A 21,846-nucleotide genomic window follows, 5' to 3' on the forward strand; every position below is an offset into this window, starting at 1 on the left:
GAGTCTCCTCGCGGTGCGGGTGCGGCGGGTGAAACGGACATGTGGTTCTCAGACCTCACAGTGATCTGGATCACCTGGGCCGGGAGGCGATGCTAGGGCCACCCGGCATGATCCGACAGGGGGCCGGGATCGTGTGCATGCCCCCTGCTCAACGTCACGGGGGCACGCGCGCACCGGTTCAACCGCGTTGCCCAGTCATGCGTTTTCTTTGGGATTTCATTGCTGGCCTGCGAGGACCCGGGATACGTTCACCCGAGCACCACGCGTCATGTACTTGCCCGGGCACCAACTGTGTTCGGGCTTTTCCATATACGACGGATGATGTGGAGATCCCATGGCTCATCTGCGCTCCAGACGCCGGCTGGCGTTCACCCTGCCGCTCGGCCTCGCGCTCACCGCGTCCCTCGGCTTCCTGCCCGGCGCCGCGTCGGCCGCACCCGCCGACTCCCGTGCCGCCACGGCCGGTTCGGCCACCGCCGACGCCGGAGCACTCGCGTACGTCGTGAACACCGGGACGGACCACCGCACCCTCGCGTCCGTGAAGAAGGCGATCGCCGAGGCCGGCGGGACGGTCGTCGTCGCGTACGACAAGATCGGTGTGATCGTCGTCCACTCGTCCGCCGCCGACTTCGGCAAGCGGATCCGTGCCGCCAAGGGCGTGACCTCGGCGGGCGCGACGCGTACGTCCCCGCTCAAGGCGGCCGGCACGACGGACGAGGGCGCCGCCCAGGTCCTGTCGAAGGACGAGGTCAAGTCCCTTGCCGCGCAGGCCGCTTCAGGTGACGAACCTCTCGAGGCCGACCAGTGGGACCTGCGGGCGATCGGCGCCGACAAGGCCGCGAAGATCAACCCGGGCAGCCGCGACGTCACTGTCGGCGTCATCGACACCGGCGTCGACGACACCCACCCCGACCTCGCCCCGAACTTCTCCGCCTCGCAGTCCGCGAACTGTGTCGGCGGCAAGGCGGACACCACGCCCGGCGCATGGCGTCCCTACAACCCGGCCGAGGACTACCACGGCACGCACGTCGCCGGTGAGATAGCCGCGGCCCGCAACGGCATAGGCGTCGCCGGGGTCGCTCCCGGTGTGAAGGTCGCGGGCATCAAGGTCAGCGACCCCAACGACGGCCTGTTCTACCCGGAGAACGTGGTCTGCGCCTTCGTGTTCGCCGCCGACCACGGCGTCGAGGTCACCAACAACAGCTACTACGTGGACCCGTGGCTCTACAACTGCATGGACGACCCTGACCAGAAGGCCATCGTCGACGCGGTCAACCGGGCCCAGCTGTACGCCCAGGGCAAGGGCACCGTGAACCTCGCGTCCGCCGGAAACTCGGGCGACGACCTGGACTCCGACGCGATCGTCGACGAGTCCAGCCCCGACGACGCGACGCCGGTCACCCGGACGATCGACCCGCACACGTGCTTCGACGTGCCGACGCAGCTGCCGGGCGTCGTCACCGTCAGCGCCACCGGCGTCACGAACCTCAAGTCGTACTACTCCAGTTACGGCAAGGGCGTCATCGACATCGCCGCCCCGGGCGGCGACAAGTACGTGAGCCCCTCGGACACCCCGTCCAAGAACGGCCGCATCCTGTCCACGCTGCCGGGCGGTCAGTACGGCTTCCTCCAGGGCACGTCGATGGCGTCCCCGCACGCCGCCGGTGTGGTCGCCCTCCTGAAGTCGGCGCACCCGAAGGCCACCCCGGCGCAGCTCCAGGCCCTCCTCAAGGCGCAGGCCGACAACCCGGGCTGCCCGGACAAGCCGTACGACTGGGACGGCGACGGCAAGGTCGACGCCACCTGCGCGGGCGGCAGCCGCGTCAACGGCTTCTACGGCTTCGGCATCGTCGACGCGCTCGACGCCGTCAAGAAGTGACGTACCGACCCGCCGCCCCGCACCCCCGAACGCAACGAACCCAGGAGACACCATGACGGCGCCTCTCGCGCGCTCCCGTTCCATCCGCCGTTCGATAGCCGTCCCGGCCGGGATGGCCATGGCCACGGCGCTCGCGTTCCTGCCGAACGCGACCGCGTCGGCCGCGGGTCAGGCCCCGCAGGCCCCTCAGGCCCCGGTCGCCACGGACGGCCCCTCGCTCAGCTATGTGGTCAACGTGCGTTCCGGGCACGGCACTTCGGCCGCCGTGCAGAAGGAGATCACCAAGGCCGGCGGCACCGTCGTCGTCGCGTACGACAAGATCGGTGTCATCGTCGCGCACTCCTCGAACCCGGACTTCGCGAAGACGATCCGCAAGGCCGGCGGGGTCGATTCGGCGGGTGCCACGCGCACCGCTCCGCTGCCCGCCCAGTCCACGGCCGACCTCGGCACCCCGAAGGCGCTGACCGCCGCCCAGCTGGCCGCCACGGCCGGTCAGGCAGCCGCCGGACAGGACCCGCTGGAGCCGTTGCAGTGGGACCTGCCCGCCATCAAGGCGGACAAGGCGCACGAGAAGTCGCTCGGCAGCAGCAAGGTCACCGTCGCCGTGATCGACACGGGCGTCGACGACACCCACCCGGACATCGCGCCGAACTTCGACCGCGGGGCGTCCGCGAACTGTGTGTCGGGCAAGCCGGACACGACGGACGGCTCCTGGCGTCCCAGCGCCTCGGAGAGCCCGCACGGCACGCATGTCGCGGGTGAGATCGCGGGCGCCAAGAACGGCCTCGGCATCACGGGTGTCGCGCCCGGCGTGAAGGTCTCGGGCATCAAGGTGGGCAACCCGGACGGCTTCTTCTACACGGAGGCCGTGGTGTGCGGCTTCGTGTTCGCGGCCGAGCACGGCGTGGACGTCACCAACAACAGCTATTACACCGACCCGTGGTACTTCAACTGCACCGACGACCCGGACCAGAAGGCCCTGGTGAAGGCCGTCGCGCGGGCCTCGCAGTACGCGGAGAAGAAGGGCGCCGTGAACGTCGCGGCGGCGGGCAACGAGCGCTACGACCTGGCGTCCGACGAGATCACCGACCCGTCGAGCCCGAACGACACGACGCCGGGCGACCGGGTCGTCGACCCGTCCAAGTGCTTCGACATCCCGACGCAGCTGCCGGGTGTCGTCACGACCGCGGCGACCGGGGCGAAGGGCCTCAAGTCGTCGTTCTCCAACTACGGCCTGGGCATCATCGACATCGCGGCCCCGGGCGGCGACTCGACGGCGTACCAGACACCGGCGCCGCCCGCCACGAGCGGCCTGATCCTCGGCCCGCTGCCCGGCGGCAAGTGGGGCTACATGGCCGGTACGTCGATGGCGTCCCCGCACGTCGCCGGTGTCGCCGCGCTGATCAAGTCGACGCACCCGCACGCGTCCGCGGCGGCCGTGAAGGCGCTCCTGTACGCGCAGGCCGACGCCACGCCGTGCACCGACCCGTACGACATCAACGGCGACGGCAAGGTCGACGCGGTGTGCGAGGGCGGCAAGAACAAGAACGGCTTCTACGGGCACGGCATCGCCGACGCCCTGGACGCGGTGACCAAGTAACCACGTAGGCAGAGCAGTTCAGGTGGGCCGGACGGCTGCGTCCGGCCCACCTGTTTCGTTCCGCGGGCCGTGCGCGATAGTGCCCGCATGACACATGCACCGGTGGGTGAGGGAACGCGGACGGCCTGGACGGCTCTCGGCGGCGACCCGGCCCTGACCTCGCACATCGCGTCCGTCGTACGCGAAGGGGCACTGCCCGCGCGGCTGCCCGTGATCGACCTGGCGCGCGCGTGCGTGGGCGCGTGCTCGCTGGCCGCGGCCGAGCTGGCCGCACGGCGCTCCGGACGGCCGCTGCCGCGCGTGGTCCTCGACGACGGGGCACTGGCCACCGCGTTCGTCAGCGAGCGGCATCTGCTGATCGACGGGCGCGCGACGGTCGGCTTCGCGCCGCTGTCCCGGTTCTGGCGCACGGCGGACGGATGGCTGCGCACCCACGCCAACTATCCGCACCACCGCGCGCGCCTGCTGGCCGCCCTCGGGCTCGGCGACGACGCGTCCGTGGAGCGGGTCGCCGCGCTGCTCGCGGAGCGCTCGGCCGCCGAGGCCGAGGAGAGGGTGTATGCCGCCGGTGGCCTGGCCGTAGCCCTGCGGACCATGAAGGAGTGGGCAGCGCACCCCCAAGGGAAGGCGGTCGCCGGACGGCCGCTGCTCGACCGGGAGCGGCTCGACGACGCGGCGCCGCGGTCGCTGTCCCCGCTCACGGGGAACCCGCTGCTGCCCGCGTCCGGGCTGCGCGTCCTCGACCTGACGCGGGTCACCGCCGGTCCCGTCGCCACCCGCACCCTCGCCCTGTTCGGCGCGGACGTGCTGCGCATCGACGCCCCGCAACTGCCGGAGGATCCGGAGGCCCACGCGGACACCGGATTCGGGAAGCGGTCCACGCGGCTCGATCTGACGGGTGCGGCGGACCGGCGCGCCTTCGACGACCTCCTCGCGGGCGCGGACGTCGTCGTGACCGGCTACCGGCCCGGCGCGCTCGACCGGTTCGGCCTCGCTCCCGAGGCGCTGGCCGCCCGCAGGCCCGGGCTCGTGGTGGCGCAGCTGTCCGCGTGGGGCGCGTACGGGCCGTGGGGCGAGCGGCGCGGCTTCGACAGCGTGGTGCAGGTGGCCACGGGCATCGCGGCCGTCGAGGGGTCCGGGGAGCGGCCGGGGGCGCTGCCCGCGCAGGCCCTGGACCACGGCACGGGCTATCTCCTCGCCGCGGCCGTCCTGCGCGCCGTCACCGAGCAGCAGGACGAGGGCGGCACGCGCGCGTTGCGGCTGGCGCTCGCCCGGACCGCGCACTGGCTGACGCGGGAACTCCCGCACGGGCCCACCGCGGCCACAAAGGCGTACGACGCCGAGGACCCGGGGCACTGGCTCACGGAGACCGACAGTCCCGCGGGGCGGCTGCGCCACGCGCTGCCGCCGGCCGGTTTCGCCGGAGGGCCCGTCAACTGGGCCCGCCCGTCCGGACTTTGGGGTGCCGACTCGCCCGAGTGGCGCCCTGGCTGAAGCCGGCCGCTCGGCGGAATGCCACTGCACCAGTTGTTTTCCCGGCCTTGCCCGGATCTGTCACAGCTGGCGAAGATCTCGAGGTGAGTTCCCCGCGACCGACCACCGAGGTGCCCTCCCCCGCCGGGGACGCCACCGCCCCTCACGCCCGACGGCCCGCCGCCGGGCGGGCCGTCGCCGTGCTCGTCCTCGTGGCCGCCGCCGCGGTGATACCCCTGTTCGGGCCCTCCGCCGTCCTCGACGGCACGGGTGAGGCGGCGGCGCCCGGGGTCACCGGTGTGGCGCTCCTTCGAACGCTCCTGTTCGCCGCCCTCTGTGTGCAGCTGGGCGAGGTGTTCGCGGCGCGGCTGGCCCGGCGGGTGCCCGGGGCGCCGCCCGGGGACGGGCCGCGCAGCTGGTCGGCGTACGCGCCCTGGGCGGGGTTCCTGGCCGCGCTGGGACTCGCGTCGATCGTGGCGAACGGCAACCTCGTGCCGCATGCGCTCTCCGACCTGGACATCGCCGGGCTCTACGGGACCAGGGACGGCACCCTCGCCCTCCTTGAGGTCAACGCCTTCGTGGTGGCGGCCTTGTGCGCCCGCTCACGCCGCCCGGCGACCGCGCTCGCGCCACTGGCCGCCGTCGTGGTGGGCGAGGCGCTGCGCGTCCACCCGCCGGCCGAGCGCACGGCGTACCTGGGTTCTGCCCTGACCCTCGTCCATCTGACGTGTGCCGCGCTGTGGGCGGGCGGTCTGCTGCACGTCCTGCGGACGCTGCGCCGCTGGCGTACGACGGCTCCTGAGGCGGGGGCCGCGCTGCTGGGGCTCTACGCGCGCGTGGCGGCCGTCCTGCTCGCCGCCATCACCGCTACGGGCGTGTGCAGCACGCTGCGGCGGATGCCGGTGAGCACGGTCCTCGACCAGCTGGTGACGACGGCCTACGGGCGCACCCTGCTGGCGAAGGTGATCCTCGTGGCCGTCGTCTCCGTGCTCGCCCTGGTCGCGCGGGGCCGGCAGCGCCAGGGCGCCGCGTACGCGCCCGCGCGCGCGGAGGTGGCGGTCCTGGGCGTGGTGGTCGCGGTGTCGGCCGTCCTGACCGCGCTGCCGCTCCCGATCCGCTGGTCGTGAACCCCCGCGCGCGGGGCGTCAGTTGGTGACGAGCACCTTGAGCGCGGTGCGCTGGTCCATCGCCTTGTAGCCGTCCGGGACTCCTTCGAGGCCGACGGTCAGGTCGAAGACGGGTGACGGGTCGATCGTGCCGTCGAGGATGTCGGGCAGCAGCTGCGGGATGTACGTGCGCACGGGCGCGACGCCGCCCCGCAGGGCGATGTTCCGGTCGAACATGACGCTGAGGTCGAGACCGGTGCCGCTGCCGTGCGGCACACCGACGAAGCCGATGGCGCCGCCGTCGCGGGTGATGTTCACGGCCGTGCTCATGGACTGCTCGGTGCCGACGGCCTCGATCACGGCGTGGGCGCCCTGACCGCGGGTCAGCTCGCGGACGGCCTCGATCGCGGCGTCCCCGCGCTCGGCGACGACGTCGGTGGCGCCGAAGCGGCGCGCGATGTCGGTACGGACCTGGTGGCGGCCGAGCGCGATGATCCGCTCGGCGCCGAGCCGCCTGGCCGCGAGGACGGCGCACAGGCCGACGGCGCCGTCACCGACGACGGCGACCGTGGCGCCCGCGCGCGCACCCGCGCCGAGCGCGGCGTGGTGGCCGGTGCCCATGACGTCGGAGAGCGTGAGCAGCGCGGTCAGGAGGTGGTCGTCTGAGGCGGCGTCGGCGGGCAGCTGGACGAGGGTGCCGTCGGCGTACGGGACGCGGACCGCTTCGCCCTGGCCGCCGTCGTAACCGACCGCGCCCCAGAAGCCGCCGTGCTCGCAGGAGGTGGTGAGGCCCTCGGTGCAGTAGTCACAGACGCCGTCCGACCACATGAAGGGGGCTACGACCAGGTCGCCGCGCCGGACGCCGCTCACCTCGGAGCCGGTGTCCTCGACGATGCCGAGGAACTCGTGTCCGATGCGCTGGCCGGGCTGGCGCACCGCCTCGCCGCGGTACGCCCACAGGTCGCTGCCGCAGATGCAGGCCCGCAGGACCCTGACGACGGCGTCGGTGGGGAGCTGGACGACGGGTTCCGGCACGTCCTCCACGCGCATGTCGAACGGGGCATGGATGGTGGTGGCGCGCATGAGTGGGGGTCCTTCGTGCTGGTCACAGGCGCCGCTGACGGATCGCGTGCGGGGCGCCTCAGGAGATGGTCGTGCGCTTTTCACGGTACGCCGCCACCCGTGTCGCCCGCGCATCGAGGGGGCGCCCGAGCACGCCGCGCGCCAGCAGGTACTGGGCGGCCACGTAGGTGAGCATCACCCAGAAGTCGGGCCGCGGGAGCTGCGGCCAGTCGGCGACGCCCGTCGCGATGAGCGTGTCCGACAGCAGGAAGAGCGCGCCGCCCCACCCCGCCGTGCGGCCCATGCGCGAGGAGCCGTACGCCATGGCGGTCAGGAGCAGGCTGTAACCGGCGACGGGCCCGCGCATGTCGGCCGGCAGGTCGCGCCACAGGAGCGCCACGGTCGTCACGAGCGCGAGGCCGTACGCGGCCGCGAGCAGCCCGCCACGCGCGCGTGGCGTGCCCGCGCGCTTGAAGAGCACGAGGTAGCAGACGTGTCCGGCGGCGAAGGACCCCATGCCCGCGAGGAACGCGGCATCGGCGTCGAAGAGCAGCAGCAGGTCGCCGCCCCACCCGAACAGCAGCGCGGCCGTCAGGAGCCGGGGGCCGCCGCGCACGACGACCGACGCGGCGAGCAGCGGCATGAGGAGCGGTTTGGCGACGGTGTGGACGAGGTCGGTCCCGGCGAGCAGGGCGATCAGGTCGACGGCGGCCGCCACCGCGAAGGCGGCGAGCAGGAGGCGGGCCGCGCGTTCACGAGCGGATGCGGGCGCCTCCCCGGGCGCCGGGGCCGGAGTCGGCGTCACGCGGCGCCCTCGGCTGCCTGCTCAGTGGTCTGACCCGCAGCGGGGGCCGGGACCGGCGTGGGCGCGTCCTTCGGCTGCCACCCCGGCCCGCCGAACACCCGGCCGCCCCGCTCGCGCCAGCTGCCGGCCGCCTTCACGTCCCTGGCGATGGCCGCGTACTCGTGCGTGGCCACCCGCAGCGGGTTGTACGTGCTGATGTTCTTGGTCAGGCCGAACACCGGGCGCTCGACCTCGGGCACGAACGACCCGAAGAGGCGGTCCCAGACGATCAGGATGCCGCCGAAGTTGCGGTCCAGGTAGCCGCCCTGGGAAGCGTGGTGGACGCGGTGGTGGGAGGGCGTGTTGAGGACGAACTCGAAGGCGCGCGGCAGCTTGTCGATGCGCTCGGTGTGGATCCAGAACTGGTAGACGAGGTTCACCGACGAGCAGAACGCGAGCGCGGCCGGGTGCACGCCGCACGCGATGAGCGGCAGATAGAACGGCCACACCGTCAGGCTCGTCCACGGCTGGCGCAGCGCGGTCGACAGGTTGAACTTGCGGCTGGAGTGGTGCACGACGTGGCACGCCCACAGGATGCGGATGACGTGGTGCCCGCGGTGCGACCAGTAGTAGAAGAAGTCCTGCGCGAGGAGCATCAGCGGGATCGTCCACCACAGGATCGGCACGCGCAGCGGCGTCAGCTCGTAGACCGCCGTGTAGATCGCGACGATCGGGATCTTCCACAGGAAGTCGAAGACGAGGCTGCCGAGCCCCATGCCGATGCTCGTCGCGGCGTCCTTGGTCTCGTAGCCTGCGGCGTCGTCATCGGGATGGATGCGCACGCTCACGATCTCGACGACGGTGAGCAGCACGAAGGCCGGGATCGACCAGAGCACGACATCGGGCAGGTTCGGCGACATGCCTGCACCGTAGAGCCACGGACGGGCCACGGCTAGACGGTGTTACCGACAAGTATTACCAGTGGTAAGACTCTTGTTGTTGGTGCCTTCGCCCATTGATCTCCGCCGGTTCCCGCGCGTTCACTCAGACCCCGGCCGCCCCCAGGAGCGACCCCGCCCCGTACGTCACGGCCATCGCGAGCGCCCCGCCCGCCACGTTCCGCCACACCGCGGGCCGCGCCGCCGCCGAGCCCATCCGGGCGCTGCTCCAGCCGGTGAGGGCGAGCGCCGCGAGCACGGAGACCACGGTGACCGGCAGCCGCCAGGCGCTCGGCGGCAGGACGATCGCGAGCAGCGGGAGCAGCGCGCCCACGGTGAAGGCGAGGAAGCTCGCCCAGGCCGCGTGCCACGGGTTGGTGAGGTCGTCGGGGTCGATGCCGAGCTCCACGCGCGCGTGCGCCCGCAGCGCGTCGCGCGAGGTGAGCTGCTCCGCGGCCTCCCGCGCCACTTCGGGGCTGAGCCCGCGGTCCTCGAGCAGTCCCGTCAGCTCCACGAGTTCGGCTTCCGGATACTCGCGCAGTTCCCTCTTCTCCTGCGCGAGCGCCGCCTTCTGCGAGTCGCGCTGCGTGGACACGGAGACGTACTCCCCCGCGGCCATCGACATGGAGCCGGCGAGCAGCCCGGCCAGGCCGGCCGTCAGGAGCGTGCCGCGGTCCTCGGTGGCGCCCGCCACGCCGACGACCAGCCCTGCGGTGGAGACCACGCCGTCGTTGGCGCCGAGCACGGCGGCGCGCAGCCAGTTGAGCCGCGCTCCGAGCGCGCCGCCGTGGGACTCCTCGTGCGGTGCGTCCTGCACATCGTCAGTCACCCGACGAGCATCGCACCGTCGGTCACCAGATCCGGACCGACCCTCCCCGGGCGAACACAGGACTTGTCGCGTCCTTCGGCGCCTCGTCGAGGGGTTCGTCCAGTTCCTGGACGGTCGGTCCGACGCGGGCCGCGATCGGGTCGAGCAGACCGAGGTCGAAACCGTAGACCCGGGCCGTGTTGCCGCCGACCATCGCGGCGACCTCGCCCTGCGGCAGTCCCGCGTACGCGATCCGCAGCCCTTCGCGCGTGTACGGGTACGTGCCCTCGTCGTGCGGGTAGTCACTGCCCCACATGATCTTGTCGAGGCCGATGCGGTCGCGCAGCGGCACCTCGTGCGGGCGCATGAAGCTGGCCCCCACGTAGCAGTTCTCACGCCACACCTCGGACGGCCCCTTGCCCATGGAATCGGCGAGCCCCGCACCGAACTTGGACTCCGCCGTGTTCGCCCGCGTCGCCGCCGCCACCAGTCGCCCGTGGTAGTAGTCCAGCATGTCCAGGACCCCGGGGATCCAGCCCGAGCCCTGTTCGGTGAGGACCAGCTTCAGGCCGGGGTGGCGGCGGAACGCGCCGCCGAACACCAGGTGCCACAGGGCCCGGTGCGAGAACCACGTCGTCTCCACCATGAACACGGCGCGCGCCGCCGGTTCGTCGCCGAGCGGCGGGGACGCCGAGCCCGCGTGGTGGTTGACCGGCACACCGAGCTCGGCGCAGGTGGCCCAGATCGGGTCGTACGCTGCTGAGTACAGCTCGGGAAGGCCCGAGCCCGGCGGTGTGCCGGGCAGCAGCAGGCCGCCCTTGAGCCCGGCGGCAGCCGCCCACCTGATCTCCTTGACGGCCTCGTCGACGTCGTTGAGGAGGATCTGGAAGACGCCCGCCCTGCGCCCCGGGGCGGCGGCGCAGAAGTCGGCGAGCCAGCGGTTGTGGGCACGCAGCCCCGCCCAGCGCCGCGTGAACTCCTCGGGGGTCGGGGCCGGGGCCATCAGGGACGCGGACGGGAAGAAGGGCGGGATCGTGTTCGGGAAGACGACCTCCGCGACGATCCCGTCCTGTTCGAGCTCGGCGATGCGCCGGTCCGAGTTCCAGTTGCGGTCGGCGGTGTCCGCGAGCAGGTCGGCGTACGGATTGACATAGCTCGCCGCCCACGCGTCGAACGCGTCGTGGTGGCGGGACTCCAAGTAGGGCCGGTAGTCGAGGAGGTCGGCTCCCGCGTGGCAGTCGGCCGAGATGACGGTGTAGCGCTCTTCGGTCATGTCTGGGCTCCCAGTACCGGGAAGTCGTGGTCCGTCAGCCAGTGGCGGCCCACGTCGCGCGAGCGCGCCCAGGACGCCTCGACGGCCGACTGGTCGGTGTCCTGGCCGAGATCGGCGGGGGTCGGTCCGATGCGGGCGGCCAGCGGAGCCAGTTTCCCGGTGTCGAAGCCGAAGACCTCGGCGGCGGCGAGGCCCAGCATGCGCCGGGTCTCCGCCACCGGGATGTCGTGGAAGGTCTTCCTCAGCCAGGCGCGCGTGTCGGGCCAGGTGCCCTCGGGGTGCGGGAAGTCGCTGCCCCAGAGGATGTTGTCGACGCCGATCTCGTAGCGCTGGGCGAGTTCGCGGCGCTTGGTGTTGGTGGCGCAGATGAACACCTGGCGGTCCAGGTACTCGTGCGGGGAGCGCTTGAGCTCGGCGAACGGCGAGAGCTTCTTGCCGCCGTGCGCGCCCAGGTAGAGGCGGTCCATGAACCACAGGAGGTTGGGCAGCCACCAGCAGCCCGACTCCGCGACGCCGAACCTCAGACCCGGGTGGCGCTCGAAGACGCCCGACCAGAGCATGAACCACAGTGGTCGCGCCGGCCACCACGTCACTTCGGAGACATAGATCCCGAGGTGGTCGCCGTACTCGTGGCGGGGCGCCGCCCCGGAGTGCGTGACCACGGGCATCGCGCACTCCGCCGCCGCGGCCCACACGGGGTCGTAACGCCGGTCGTGGTAGGGCGCCTTGTCGACCCACATGGAGGGGATCATCAGCGCGCCGAGCCCCGACTCCTTGGCCCGGTGGACCTCGGCGACGACGCGGTCGACCTCGCCGGTGATGGGCAGCAGGGCGACACCGCAGTGCCGTTCGGGGTGTTCGGACACGAAGTCGGCGAGCCAGCGGTTGTGCGCCTGAGCGCCCGCCATGCCGAGCTCCGGGTCCTGGTCACCCGAGAGCCCGAGACCGACACCGAAGGGCGCCGCCGTCCGGCTGTCCACGGCGTCCGCGTCGGGGAAGACGACCTCGGCGGCCACCCCGTCGCCGTCCAGCTCCTTGAGGCGCTGCGCGGAGTCCCAACCGCCGCGCAGGCCTTTCGAGTTGTCGGCGAACCATTTGGCGGCGAACGCGTCGTTGCGGATGCCGAGCCGCGTCGCCTCCTCGCGGCGGGCACCCCGCTCGCCGAGGAACTCGTCGAAGGCGCGATGGAAACGGCTGTCCAGATAGGGCCGGTACTCCTCGGTGGGCAGCCCGGCGTGGCAGTCGGAGGAGATGATGAGGTAGGGATCCTGGTCGGTCATCACATGCCCTTCAGTCCAGAATGAAGCTCTCCAGGTACGCCGGGTTCGCGCGCTCCAGCATCGAGGCGGACCTGGCCTTGATCTGCCGGTCGCTGTGCTCGCTCTCGGGCAGCAGCCAGAAGCGGCCGGCACCGATGCCCTCGGCGACGAAGTCAGCGACCTCCTCGACCGGCGTGAACTCCACCTCCCGGCCTGCTTCCTTCATCGCGGACTCCCACTGGCCGAGGCTGCGGTACGGGGTCCTGCGCGGCCTCTCCTTGGCGTACCGCTCGGGCCGGTTGCGGTGCGACTCCCACAGCCCGGTGCGCAGCATGTGAGGTCCGGGGAAGAGCACGGAGGCGCCCACGCGCGCGTGCTCCGCCTTCAGGTGCGCGTACAGGGACTCGGTCATCGTCACGACGGCCGCCTTGGTGACCGCGTACACGGAGGCGGTGGGCAGCGGGGCGATGCCGCCGTCGCCGGAGGACGTGTTGACGACGTGGCCGGGCGCGCCGCCCTCGATCATGCGCGGCACGAAGGCCTGGATGCCGTGGAAGACGCCCCACACGTTGACCTCGAAGGCCCACTTCCAGTCGTTCGGTTCGTGCTGCCACATGCGGCCCTCGGCGCCCGAGCCGACGCCCGCGTTGTTGCACAGGACATGGACGGCGCCGAACCTCTCGTACGCCGCGTCCGCGAGGGCGAAGACCTGGCCGCGGTCCCCGACGTCGACCACGCGCGCGTGCACGGTGGCGCCGTCCTCGCGCAGGCCGGCGGCGGCCTTCTCCAGGGCGGACTCCTCGACGTCCGCGAGCACGACCTTCAGTCCGTCGGCCGCGAACCGCCGTGCCATGGCAAGCCCGATGCCGCTCGCCGCGCCCGTGACGACGGCGACCTGTCCCGCCTGCAGCCGCATCAGACGCTCCCCTCGGGCGGCCCGTCGAGGATCTGCTGCGGGTCGTCGTAGCGCTGGTGGATGTACGGCAGCAGGGCCTGCGCGCTGACGCGTTCGACGACCCTGCCCTTCTGGTCGGTGGTCTTCTCGCCGATGGTGAGCTCGACGAGGGCGCGCACCGGCAGGTCGGCGACCGGGTCGTACATCGACTCCCGCAGGACCACGTCCCCGGTGATCCGCTCCAGCTTGCGCACCTTCTCGTTGCGCTGACAGTGCACGAGCACCGGCTCCACGTCGAAGCCCGAACCGTCCACCGCGGGAAGGAACTTGAAGTAGAAGTCCGTCTTCAGCGCCGGCTCGGGCAGCGGCAGCGCGCCGCTCACCGCGCCGCGCACCTCCACGAAGGCGATGCCGTGCCGGGCGAGCGCCGCGCGCACCACGAGGCCGTCGCGCTCGACGCTCACCTCGCCGAGCTTCTTGGGCTCACCGAAGACCTCACGGCCGCCGGTCAGGGCGCGCTCGTGCGTCATCGGCATGACGAGCGGATACCAGCCCTCGACGCCGCCGTGCTCGGCGGCGACGGCGACCGAGCCGGCGCCCAGGGGGTAGCCGGGCAGGTCGACCTTGCTGATGTTGGCCCGCACCAGCGGGCGTCCGGTGGGCTTGAGCGGGGGCGGAAGTACCGCGGCGACCGCGTCCGGGTCGCTCTCCCAGACGGCCACCACCCCCGTGGACCAGATGTCGGGGAGCTTCGAGCTCGCGGTGCGCGCGGCGGAGATCTCCGCCTCCGTGCGTGCTCCGTATCGAATGCGTGCCATGTCGTACCACCCTTCGTCGGCGCGGACTTGCCTGGACGGGCGTGCACTTGCGGATGCTCTGTAACACAGTTACAACAGCTTCCGTGAAGGGTAAAGACACGCGCACACATCTCGACCGGGAACAGGTACTCGCCGCCGCCTCGAAGCTGGTGAAACAGCAGGGCCCGCAGTCCCTGACGATGCGCAAGCTCGCCGCCGAGCTCGGCACCGCCGTCACCTCCATCTACTGGCACGTCGGCAACCGCGAGTCGCTGCTCGAAGCTCTCGTCGAGCGCACCGTCGCCGACCTCGGCGAGATCCGCCCCCGCGGCGCCACACCGCAGGCGCGCGTGGTCTCCGTCGCGCGCGCCCTGCGCCGGCAGCTGCGCGACCATCCCCACCTCGTCGCGATGGTCCACGAACGCGGCCTGACCGAGCGGATGTTCCTGCCCGCGCAACAGGTCCTCGTGCGCGAGGTGCACGCCGCGGGCCTGCGCGGGACCCGCGCCGCCGGGGTCGTACGGGCGGTGCAGTTCCATGTCGTCGGCCATGTCCTGGTGGAGCGTCAACGCGAGCGCGCGCCCGTGCAGCGGCCCGGCGAGGAGGAGCTGTGGGGCGCGCGGCCGGCGGAGGGCGACGCCACGCTGGCCCGCGCGCTCAGCCTTCCGGCCGACCCGGAGAAGGTGTTCGACGTCTCCGTCAGGGCTCTGGTGTCAGGCCTGTTGCGGACATAACGGACGTGGTTCCGGGGCCGGGCGACGGAGGTGTCGGTCGTGGCCCGTATCCTCATGGACCATGCTCGAAGACCAGACGACCGCCGCGTCCGCCGCTCCGTGGCCGGCCGCGTATCCGCAGGGATACGCGGTCGTCGACGTGGAGACCACCGGCCTTTCCCGGGACGACCGGATAATCTCCGCGGCCGTCTACCGGCTCGACGCGCGCGGCGAGGTCGAGGACCACTGGTACACGCTGGTCAACCCCGAGCGCGACCCGGGCCCCGTCTGGATCCACGGTCTGACGAACGACGTACTCGAAGGCGCGCCCCTCTTCAAGGACATCGCCGAGGAGTTCGCGACCCGGCTCGACGGCCGCGTGCTCGTCGCGCACAACGCGGTCTTCGACTGGTCGATGATCGCCCGCGAGTACGCCCGCGCGCAGAGCACCGCCCCCGTCCGCCAGCGCCTGTGCACCATCGCGCTGTCCAAGGAGCTCGGGCTCCCGCTGCCCAACCACAAGCTGGAGTCCCTCGCCGCGCACTTCGGCGTCGTCCAGCGCAACGCGCACCACGCTCTCGACGACGCACGCGTGCTCGCCGAGGCGTTCCGGCCGAGCCTGCGGGCCGCCGCGAGCGGCGGGGTGCGCCTGCCCCTGCTCGAGTGCAGGCCGCTCACGGAGTGGACGGACGGCGCGGCACGGATCGGCCGCCAGGGCTCGGCCCCGTCGTCGCCCTCGTACGGGGGCGGCGGGACGTGGCGCCCCTCGCGCAAACGGCAGCCGTGCCCGTACCCCAACCCCGGACGGTACGAACCGGGCAAACAGCTCAAGCAGGGCATGCGGGTGGCGTTCTCCGGAGACACCTCGGTGGACCGCGAACTCCTGGAGGACCGCGCCGTCGAGGCCGGACTGCACATCGCGACGAGCCTGTCCCGGCTCACCAGCGTCCTCGTCACGAACGACCCCGACTCGTACACGTCGAAGGCCGTCAAGGCGAAGCAGTACGGGACACCGGTCATCGACGAGGCGGCCTTCGGTCAGCTCCTGCGGGACGTGGCCCCGGCGTCAGACGGGTGATTGCGCGGCGACTCGCCCGCCCGCCGCTCGCCCCGCGCGACCGCGACGCCCACCCTGTGGCGCATGGCACGTTGTGAGGTCTGCGGAAACGACTACGGAATGTCCTTCGAGGTGCACGCGCAGGGCGCGGTGCACGTGTTCGACTGTTTCTCCTGCGCCATCCACCGCATGGCACCGATCTGCGAGCACTGCCGGTGCCGCATCGTCGGGCAGGGAGTGGAGGTCGACGGGCACTGGTACTGCGGGGCGCACTGCTCCCGCGCGGAGGGGAAGGTGGGGATCGTCGACAAGGTCTGACCCCTCGGGCACACCCCCGTGATGTCGCCCCACGACCGAGTTGTACGGTCGTGGGGTGTACCGCTTCCTGTTGTCCCGGCAGTGGGTGATCCTCACCCTCATCACCCTTCTCCTCATCCCCACGATGATCGAGCTGGGCTTCTGGCAGCTGCACCGTCACGAGCACCGCGTCGCGCAGAACCAGCAGATCGGTGACGCGCTCTCCGCGAAGCCGCTGCCCGCCGAGCGGCTCACCTCCCCCGGGAAGCCCGTTCCCCAGGCCGAGATCCACCGCCGGGTCTCCGCGAAGGGGACGTTCGACACCGCACACGAGGTCGTCGTGCGGCGCCGTACGAACACAGACGACGAGGTCGGCTTCCATGTCCTGACCCCGTTCGTCCTCGACGACGGCAAGGTGCTCCTGGTCAACCGCGGCTGGATCCCGGCCGACGGCGCGCAGACCACGTTCCCGAAGATCCCGGCACCCGCGCGCGGCGAGATCACCGTCACCGGCCGCCTCATGGCCGACGAGACGACCGCCGCGAGCGGCATCAAGGACATCAAGGGCCTGCCGGACCGTCAGATCATGCTGATCAGCAGCGGTCAGCAGACCAAGGCGCTGGGCAAGCAGGTCCTCGGCGGGTTCATCGAGCAGACGTCGCCCGAGCCGAAGCACAACACCCCCCAGCTGATCCCGACGCCCAACCACAGCGACATCGGCCCGCACATGGCGTACGCGGTCCAGTGGTGGCTGTTCGCCGCGGCCGTGCCCGTCGGCTTCGTCGTCCTTGTCCGGCGCGAGCGCCGCGACCGCGCCGAGGCGGCGACGGCGGAAGAGACCCCGGCCGGCCCCGAGCCCGCCACCGTGTAGGCCCGGGCCCACCCCCGCACGCGCCTTCGCCCTCACCCGCCCGGCCCCCGGTGGGATTGGCGGCCCCGTCCGCCGGGAACCCGGCTCACGTGCACCGACCCCTTGAGGACTACGCGCTCATCGGCGACCAGCAGACGGCCGCCCTCATCTCCCGTGGCGGCTCCGTCGACTGGCTCTGCCTCCCGCGCTTCGACTCGGCGGCGTGTTTCGCGGCGCTCGTGGGCAAGGAGGAGAACGGCCACTGGCGGCTCGGCCCGAAGGACGGGGGCGACTGCACACGCCGCTCCTACCGCCCCGGCACCCTGATCCTCGACTCGGAGTGGGACACCGACGAGGGCAGCGTCCGGGTCACCGACCTGATGCCGCAGCGCGACCAGGCCCCCGACCTCGTGCGCATCGTCGAGGGGGTCCGGGGCCGCGTCACGATGCTCAGCACTCTGCGTCTGCGCTTCGACTACGGGTCGATCGTGCCGTGGGTGCGCAGGTCCGACGGCCACCGCGTGGCCGTCGCGGGGCCCGACTCGATGTGGCTGCGCAGCGAACCCCCCGTGCGCACCTGGGGCAAGGACCTCACCACGCACTCCGAGTTCACCGTCGAAGAGGGTGAGTCCGTCGCGTTCGTGCTGACCTGGCACCCGTCGCACGAGCCGCGCCCGGGCCTCATCGACCCGTTCGAGTCCCTGCGCGGCTCCCAGGAGGAGTGGGAGCAGTGGTCGGCGCAGTGCCGCTACGAGGGCCCGCACAAGGACGCGGTCCTGCGCTCCCTGCTCACCCTGAAGGCGCTCACGTTCGAGCCGACCGGCGGGATCGTCGCCGCGCCGACGACCTCGCTGCCGGAGGAGCTCGGCGGCGTGCGCAACTGGGACTACCGCTACTGCTGGCTGCGCGACTCGACGCTCACGCTGGGCGCGCTCGTGTCGGCGGGCTATCTGGACGAGGCCATGGCGTGGCGTGACTGGCTGCTGCGCGCGGTCGCGGGCGATCCCGCGGACCTGCAGATCATGTACGGACTCTCGGGCGAGCGCCGGCTGCCCGAGATCGAACTCCCGTGGCTGACCGGATACGGCCGCTCCGTCCCCGTACGCGCGGGCAACGACGCCGCGCACCAGCTCCAGCTCGACGTGTACGGGGAAGTGATCGACTCGCTCGCCCTGGCGCGGCTGGCGGGCATGCCGTCCGAACCGCACGCGTGGCGGCTGCAGCTGGCCCTCGTGGGGTTCCTGAGCACCGCGTGGCGCCGGCCCGACCAGGGGATCTGGGAGGTCCGCGGCCCGCGCCGGCACTTCGTGCACTCCAAGGTGATGGCGTGGGTGGCAGCCGACCGTATCGTCTGCGCCCTGGAGGAGGAGCCCGGCCTTTCGGGCGATCTCGACGCCATAAGGCAGCTGCGCGACGACATCCACCGTGACGTGCTGGCGCGCGGATACGACCCGGAACGCAACACGTTCACCCAGTACTACGGCTCGACCGCGCTCGACGCCTCGCTGCTGCTCATTCCCCGCGTCGGCTTCCTGCCGCCCGACGACCCGCGCGTCGTCGGCACCGTCGAGGCGGTCCGCGAAGAGCTCTCCCACGACGGCTTCATGCGCCGCTACAGCGCCGAGGCGACCGGCCTCGACGGACTCCCCGGCCGCGAGGGCACGTTCCTCGTCTGCTCGTTCTGGCTCGCCGACGCGCTGCATCTGACGGGGCGTACGCAGGAGGCCCGCGAGCTGTTCGACAAGCTCTGCGGGATCGGCAACGACGTGGGGCTGCTCTCCGAGGAGTACGACCCCCTGTCGGGGCGCCAGCTCGGGAACTTCCCGCAGGCGTTCAGCCATATCGGCCTGGTGGGGACCGCCCTCACCCTGTTCGGGACCGGCGAGGCAGGATAGGACCCATGGATCTTGGACTGAAGGACCGTGTCTACGTCGTCACCGGAGCCACCCGTGGCCTGGGCAACGCCGCCGCGCGTGAGCTCGTCGCCGACGGCGCGAAGGTGATCATCACCGGGCGGGACGAGAAGCGGGTGGCCGAGGCCGCCGAAACGCTCGGCGAGAACGCCGTTGGCGTCGCCGCCGACAACGCCGACCCCGATGTCGCCCGGCGCCTGATCGAGGCCGCGCGCGAGAACTTCGGCGGCTTCGACGGCGTACTGATCAGCGTCGGCGGGCCGGCCCCCGGCTTCCTGGCGGACAACACCGACGAGCAGTGGGAGTCGGCCTTCGAGTCGGTCTTCCTCGGCGCCGTGCGGCTCGCCCGCTCGGCCGCGGCCGAGCTCGGTGAGGGCGGAGTCATCGGCTTCGTGCTCTCCGGCTCCGTGCACGAGCCGATCCCCGGCCTGACCATCTCCAACAGTCTGCGCCCCGGTCTCGCCGGCTTCGCGAAGTCCCTCGCGGACGAGCTGGGTCCGCTCGGCATCCGCGTCGTCGGGCTGCTCCCGGCGCGCATCGACACGGACCGGGTCCGCGAGCTCGACGGCCTGTCCGCCGACCCGGAGGCGACCCGCGCCGCCAACGAGGCGCGCATCCCGCTGCGCCGCTACGGCCGGCCGGAGGAGTTCGGCCGCGCCGCCGCGTTCTTCCTCTCGCCCGCCGCGTCGTACCTCACGGGCGTGATGCTCCCGGTGGACGGCGGCTCCCGACACGGCTTCTGAGCAGTCGGCCTCTGAGTTACGGGTCCGGGTTACGGGTTCTGCGTCACGGGGTCCGAGTCACGGGCTCAACTCACGCGCTCCGCGCGGTGCTTCACCGCGCGGAGCCGCACCTCGGCCGGCAGGGCGGCGAGCCCGGCGGAGTCCCGCGCGTGGCCCAGGGCCTCCTCGCTGATCTTCTGGAGGGCCGCTCCCGGCTCCGCGTGCGGTTCGAGGAGCAGGCCCATGCGTACCTGGGGTGCGGAACGCCGCCCGGTCAGGACGACCCCGGCGCTCTCCACGCCGTCGAGCGACTCCGCCTCACTGGCGAGGACCCCTTCGAGCGCGCGGCCGCGCAGCAGCGCGCCCTCGCCGTCCCCCGTGTCGACGAGGACCTCGGAGAGCCGGCGCCGGCGCAGCTGGGCGACCAGCCACCACAGGGCGAGCAGCACACAGACGGCGAGCACGGCGATGACGACCGGCCACCACCAGCCGTCGTCGCGCCACCGGTAACGGTCCGCCTTGCTCAGCAGCACGTCGTGCCGGCCGTCGTAGATCCACCAGGACGGCGGGGGCGCGCCGAGTCCGACGGCGAGCACGGACCCTGCGAACACGGCGAGGATCAGTCCGGCGAGGCCGACGACGACCCGGTTCACGGTCCTGAGCACGGGGCTCATCCCTTCTTTCCGGGCCGCGCCACGTGCACGGAGAGGCCGGGCGTGGAGGTGAGACCGAGACCCTCGACGGCCTCGCCGATCACGGCGTCCAAGTCGGCGCGTACGTCGTCGAGTTGACGGAAGTGCGACAGGGCCCGCACCTCGACCTTGGAGCGCTTCATCCGGACGCGTACGGACTGCACGCCCGCCACCTCCATGGCCCGGTCGCGCAGGACCATGGCGGCCGCGTCGCGGTGCAGTCCGGCGCGTACGTCGGTGTGGGTGCGGCGCATCGGCAGGACGGCGCGAAGGCCGGGCGTCGCGGCGAGCACGATCAGCCACAGCCCGAGCGCGGCGGCCACCCCGGCGCCGACCAGCACCCACACGTTGTCCAGGGGCCGCTCGGCGAGTTCACGGGCGAGGGCGCGCCGCCAGTGCATCGCCGAGTGACCGGCGCGCACGGCGGCGATGTCGTACAGCAAGATCCCGGAGGCACCGAGGAGGACGACCGCGACCAGTGCGGCGGGGATCCGGCGCTGCGACCAGAAGCGGCCGCTGCCGTGCCCGCCCTCCGGCGTGGGCAGCGCCTTGTACGTGGCCGCGGATCCCGACTGGCCGAACCGGTCGAGCTCGTCCTGCCCGCGTTCGACGACGGGCAGGGGCTGTGTGGGCTCGCTCATCGGATCCTCCGCTGTGCCGCGCCGCGATCGTGCTCCGAGTGCAGCCGCTCCACCTGGACGGCCACCTCGGGCACCTCCATCCCCGCCAACGCCTTTACCCGCTCAGCGACCCGGCGACGCACGGCGCCGCACCGCGTCCCGATGTCGCCGGGGTAGTCCAGCTCGAGACTGATGCGCACATGGGCGATGTCGTGGCGCACGGAGACGGTGGCGTGCGGGGCGCTGCCGCCCGTGGGAACGGCGGGGAGCGCCTCACGCGCCGCCTGTGCGGCGATCTTCGCGACGACCCGGTCGGCGATCCGGGTCGCGCCGCGCTCGGCGGGCGCGACCTGCGTCGCCACCGGTCACCGCCGCCGGTCGCCGCGCGTGCGGAAGAAGTCGCCGGGTTCCAGGTCCCCCTCGAGGAACCGGCCGACGACGAAACCGACGGCGCCGAGCGCCGCCACCAGCAGGAAGGCCCCGAAGCCGCCGAAGTATCCGGCGAATCCGAGAGCCATTCCGGCGATCATGCCGATCACGGCCAGGTGCATCGAGCGCTCCTCCTCAAGGGCAAGCTCGCGAGCGGATGGTTACTGAAGCCGGGACTCCGGCTCCTCGTCCTCTTCGTCGGGCAGCTTCACATCGCTCACCGCGATGTTGACCTCGACGACCTCGAGGCCGGTCATGCGCTCGACGGCCGCGACCACGTTCTCGCGCACGTCGCGGGCGACGTCGGCGATCGACACCCCGTACTCCACGACGATTTCCAGGTCGAGCGCCGTCTGTACCTCGCCGACCTCGGCCTTCACCCCGCGCGACACGGATTTGGTGCCGCCGGGCACCCGGTCGCGTACGGCTCCGAAGGTGCGGGACAGGCCACTGCCCATCGCGTGCACGCCCATGACGTCCCGCGCGGCGAGACCGGCGATCTTCTCCACCACACCGTCGGCGATGGTGGTGCGCCCTCTCGTCCCGGCGGACCCCCCGCCCCGCTTGGTCACACTGGCCCTGCTCCCGGTCGCTTCGCCCGGCTTCTCTGTGGTGTCGCTCATCGCGGGTCGTCCCTTTCGAAGAGGTTCTCTCAGACCGTTCTCTGGGAGTCACTGCT

At 72.2% G+C, this 21,846-nt stretch carries 23 protein-coding genes; 10 read left to right on the plus strand and 13 right to left on the minus strand.

All coding sequences use genetic code 11. The annotated features are described in order from the left end of the window. Positions 1-334 precede the first annotated feature (334 nt). The 4 genes from ACWIGU_RS19520 (at position 335) to ACWIGU_RS19535 (ending at position 6,079) form a co-directional block, all read left to right on the plus strand. Positions 335-1,879: a S8 family peptidase gene (locus ACWIGU_RS19520; protein ID WP_454402477.1), complete on the plus strand. Its 1,545-nt coding sequence runs from the start codon at positions 335-337 to the stop codon at positions 1,877-1,879. Positions 1,880-1,931: 52 nt separating this feature from the next. Beyond that, entirely contained in the window at positions 1,932-3,479 is a 1,548-nt protein-coding gene (locus tag ACWIGU_RS19525; RefSeq protein WP_454402479.1) for a S8 family serine peptidase, read from the plus strand. Positions 3,480-3,566: 87 nt separating this feature from the next. Further along, positions 3,567-4,973: a CoA transferase gene (locus tag ACWIGU_RS19530; protein ID WP_454402481.1), complete on the plus strand. Its 1,407-nt coding sequence runs from the start codon at positions 3,567-3,569 to the stop codon at positions 4,971-4,973. Positions 4,974-5,056: 83 nt separating this feature from the next. After that, positions 5,057-6,079: a CopD family protein gene (locus tag ACWIGU_RS19535; protein ID WP_454402483.1), complete on the plus strand. Its 1,023-nt coding sequence runs from the start codon at positions 5,057-5,059 to the stop codon at positions 6,077-6,079. A gap of 18 nt (positions 6,080-6,097) precedes the next feature. Here the strand turns inward: ACWIGU_RS19535 and ACWIGU_RS19540 are convergent, their stop codons facing one another. The 8 genes from ACWIGU_RS19540 to ACWIGU_RS19575 form a co-directional block, all read right to left on the minus strand. Next, positions 6,098-7,141 (minus strand): zinc-dependent alcohol dehydrogenase family protein, encoded by a 1,044-nt coding sequence (locus tag ACWIGU_RS19540; RefSeq protein WP_454402485.1) that lies wholly within the window; start codon positions 7,139-7,141, stop codon positions 6,098-6,100. Between the two features lie 58 nt (positions 7,142-7,199). Continuing rightward, on the minus strand, positions 7,200-7,925 hold the full coding sequence (locus ACWIGU_RS19545; RefSeq protein ID WP_454402487.1) for a lysoplasmalogenase: 726 nt from the start codon (positions 7,923-7,925) through the stop codon (positions 7,200-7,202). Continuing rightward, positions 7,922-8,824 carry a sterol desaturase family protein gene (locus tag ACWIGU_RS19550; protein WP_454402489.1) on the minus strand — a complete coding sequence of 301 codons (903 nt, stop codon included), beginning with the start codon at positions 8,822-8,824 and terminating at the stop codon, positions 7,922-7,924. The genes ACWIGU_RS19545 and ACWIGU_RS19550 overlap by 4 nt, the downstream gene beginning before the upstream one ends. A gap of 124 nt (positions 8,825-8,948) precedes the next feature. Next, on the minus strand, positions 8,949-9,671 hold the full coding sequence (locus tag ACWIGU_RS19555; RefSeq protein WP_356289645.1) for a VIT1/CCC1 transporter family protein: 723 nt from the start codon (positions 9,669-9,671) through the stop codon (positions 8,949-8,951). A gap of 22 nt (positions 9,672-9,693) precedes the next feature. Then, the gene (locus tag ACWIGU_RS19560) at positions 9,694-10,923 is read right to left on the minus strand and encodes an amidohydrolase family protein (protein WP_454402490.1); all 1,230 of its coding nucleotides are present in this window, start codon (positions 10,921-10,923) and stop codon (positions 9,694-9,696) included. Next, positions 10,920-12,203, minus strand: coding sequence for an amidohydrolase family protein (locus ACWIGU_RS19565; RefSeq protein ID WP_454402492.1), 1,284 nt, complete (start codon positions 12,201-12,203; stop codon positions 10,920-10,922). The genes ACWIGU_RS19560 and ACWIGU_RS19565 overlap by 4 nt, the downstream gene beginning before the upstream one ends. A gap of 10 nt (positions 12,204-12,213) precedes the next feature. Next, positions 12,214-13,098, minus strand: coding sequence for an SDR family NAD(P)-dependent oxidoreductase (locus tag ACWIGU_RS19570; protein WP_454402494.1), 885 nt, complete (start codon positions 13,096-13,098; stop codon positions 12,214-12,216). Then, complete coding sequence (locus ACWIGU_RS19575; RefSeq protein WP_454402496.1) at positions 13,098-13,895, minus strand: acetoacetate decarboxylase family protein; 798 nt, start codon at positions 13,893-13,895, stop codon at positions 13,098-13,100. The genes ACWIGU_RS19570 and ACWIGU_RS19575 overlap by 1 nt, the downstream gene beginning before the upstream one ends. Before the next feature lie 83 nt (positions 13,896-13,978). Between ACWIGU_RS19575 and ACWIGU_RS19580 the strand changes: the two genes are divergently transcribed. The 6 genes from ACWIGU_RS19580 to ACWIGU_RS19605 all read left to right on the plus strand — a co-directional run bounded on the left by ACWIGU_RS19580 (position 13,979) and on the right by ACWIGU_RS19605 (position 19,447). Next, entirely contained in the window at positions 13,979-14,608 is a 630-nt protein-coding gene (locus tag ACWIGU_RS19580; RefSeq protein ID WP_454402498.1) for a TetR/AcrR family transcriptional regulator, read from the plus strand. A gap of 61 nt (positions 14,609-14,669) precedes the next feature. Further along, a complete protein-coding gene (locus ACWIGU_RS19585; protein ID WP_454402500.1) occupies positions 14,670-15,665 on the plus strand; it encodes a DEDDh family exonuclease in 996 nt (331 codons plus the stop codon). A gap of 63 nt (positions 15,666-15,728) precedes the next feature. Then, positions 15,729-15,962, plus strand: coding sequence for a hypothetical protein (locus tag ACWIGU_RS19590; protein WP_100592621.1), 234 nt, complete (start codon positions 15,729-15,731; stop codon positions 15,960-15,962). Between the two features lie 55 nt (positions 15,963-16,017). Further along, positions 16,018-16,812 (plus strand): SURF1 family cytochrome oxidase biogenesis protein, encoded by a 795-nt coding sequence (locus ACWIGU_RS19595; protein ID WP_454402502.1) that lies wholly within the window; start codon positions 16,018-16,020, stop codon positions 16,810-16,812. A gap of 89 nt (positions 16,813-16,901) precedes the next feature. After that, complete coding sequence (locus ACWIGU_RS19600; RefSeq protein ID WP_454402504.1) at positions 16,902-18,686, plus strand: glycoside hydrolase family 15 protein; 1,785 nt, start codon at positions 16,902-16,904, stop codon at positions 18,684-18,686. Positions 18,687-18,691: 5 nt separating this feature from the next. Then, positions 18,692-19,447 (plus strand): SDR family oxidoreductase, encoded by a 756-nt coding sequence (locus ACWIGU_RS19605; RefSeq protein WP_454402506.1) that lies wholly within the window; start codon positions 18,692-18,694, stop codon positions 19,445-19,447. Between the two features lie 65 nt (positions 19,448-19,512). Here the strand turns inward: ACWIGU_RS19605 and amaP are convergent, their stop codons facing one another. From amaP to ACWIGU_RS19630, 5 genes are read right to left on the minus strand one after another with little or no spacing between them, the layout of a single operon-like run. Further along, the gene (amaP, locus tag ACWIGU_RS19610) at positions 19,513-20,100 is read right to left on the minus strand and encodes an alkaline shock response membrane anchor protein AmaP (RefSeq protein WP_454402508.1); all 588 of its coding nucleotides are present in this window, start codon (positions 20,098-20,100) and stop codon (positions 19,513-19,515) included. Next, positions 20,097-20,759 carry a DUF6286 domain-containing protein gene (locus ACWIGU_RS19615; RefSeq protein ID WP_454402510.1) on the minus strand — a complete coding sequence of 221 codons (663 nt, stop codon included), beginning with the start codon at positions 20,757-20,759 and terminating at the stop codon, positions 20,097-20,099. Before ACWIGU_RS19615 ends, amaP begins: the two co-directional genes overlap by 4 nt. After that, on the minus strand, positions 20,756-21,100 hold the full coding sequence (locus ACWIGU_RS19620; RefSeq protein ID WP_454402511.1) for a hypothetical protein: 345 nt from the start codon (positions 21,098-21,100) through the stop codon (positions 20,756-20,758). Before ACWIGU_RS19620 ends, ACWIGU_RS19615 begins: the two co-directional genes overlap by 4 nt. A 3-nt stretch (positions 21,101-21,103) precedes the next feature. Then, entirely contained in the window at positions 21,104-21,289 is a 186-nt protein-coding gene (locus ACWIGU_RS19625; RefSeq protein ID WP_454402513.1) for a hypothetical protein, read from the minus strand. 39 nt (positions 21,290-21,328) lie between these two features. Next, on the minus strand, positions 21,329-21,790 hold the full coding sequence (locus tag ACWIGU_RS19630) for an Asp23/Gls24 family envelope stress response protein (RefSeq protein WP_454402515.1): 462 nt from the start codon (positions 21,788-21,790) through the stop codon (positions 21,329-21,331). Between the last annotated feature and the right edge of the window lie 56 nt (positions 21,791-21,846).

This window comes from Streptomyces sp. NPDC055400 (genome assembly GCF_053644375.1).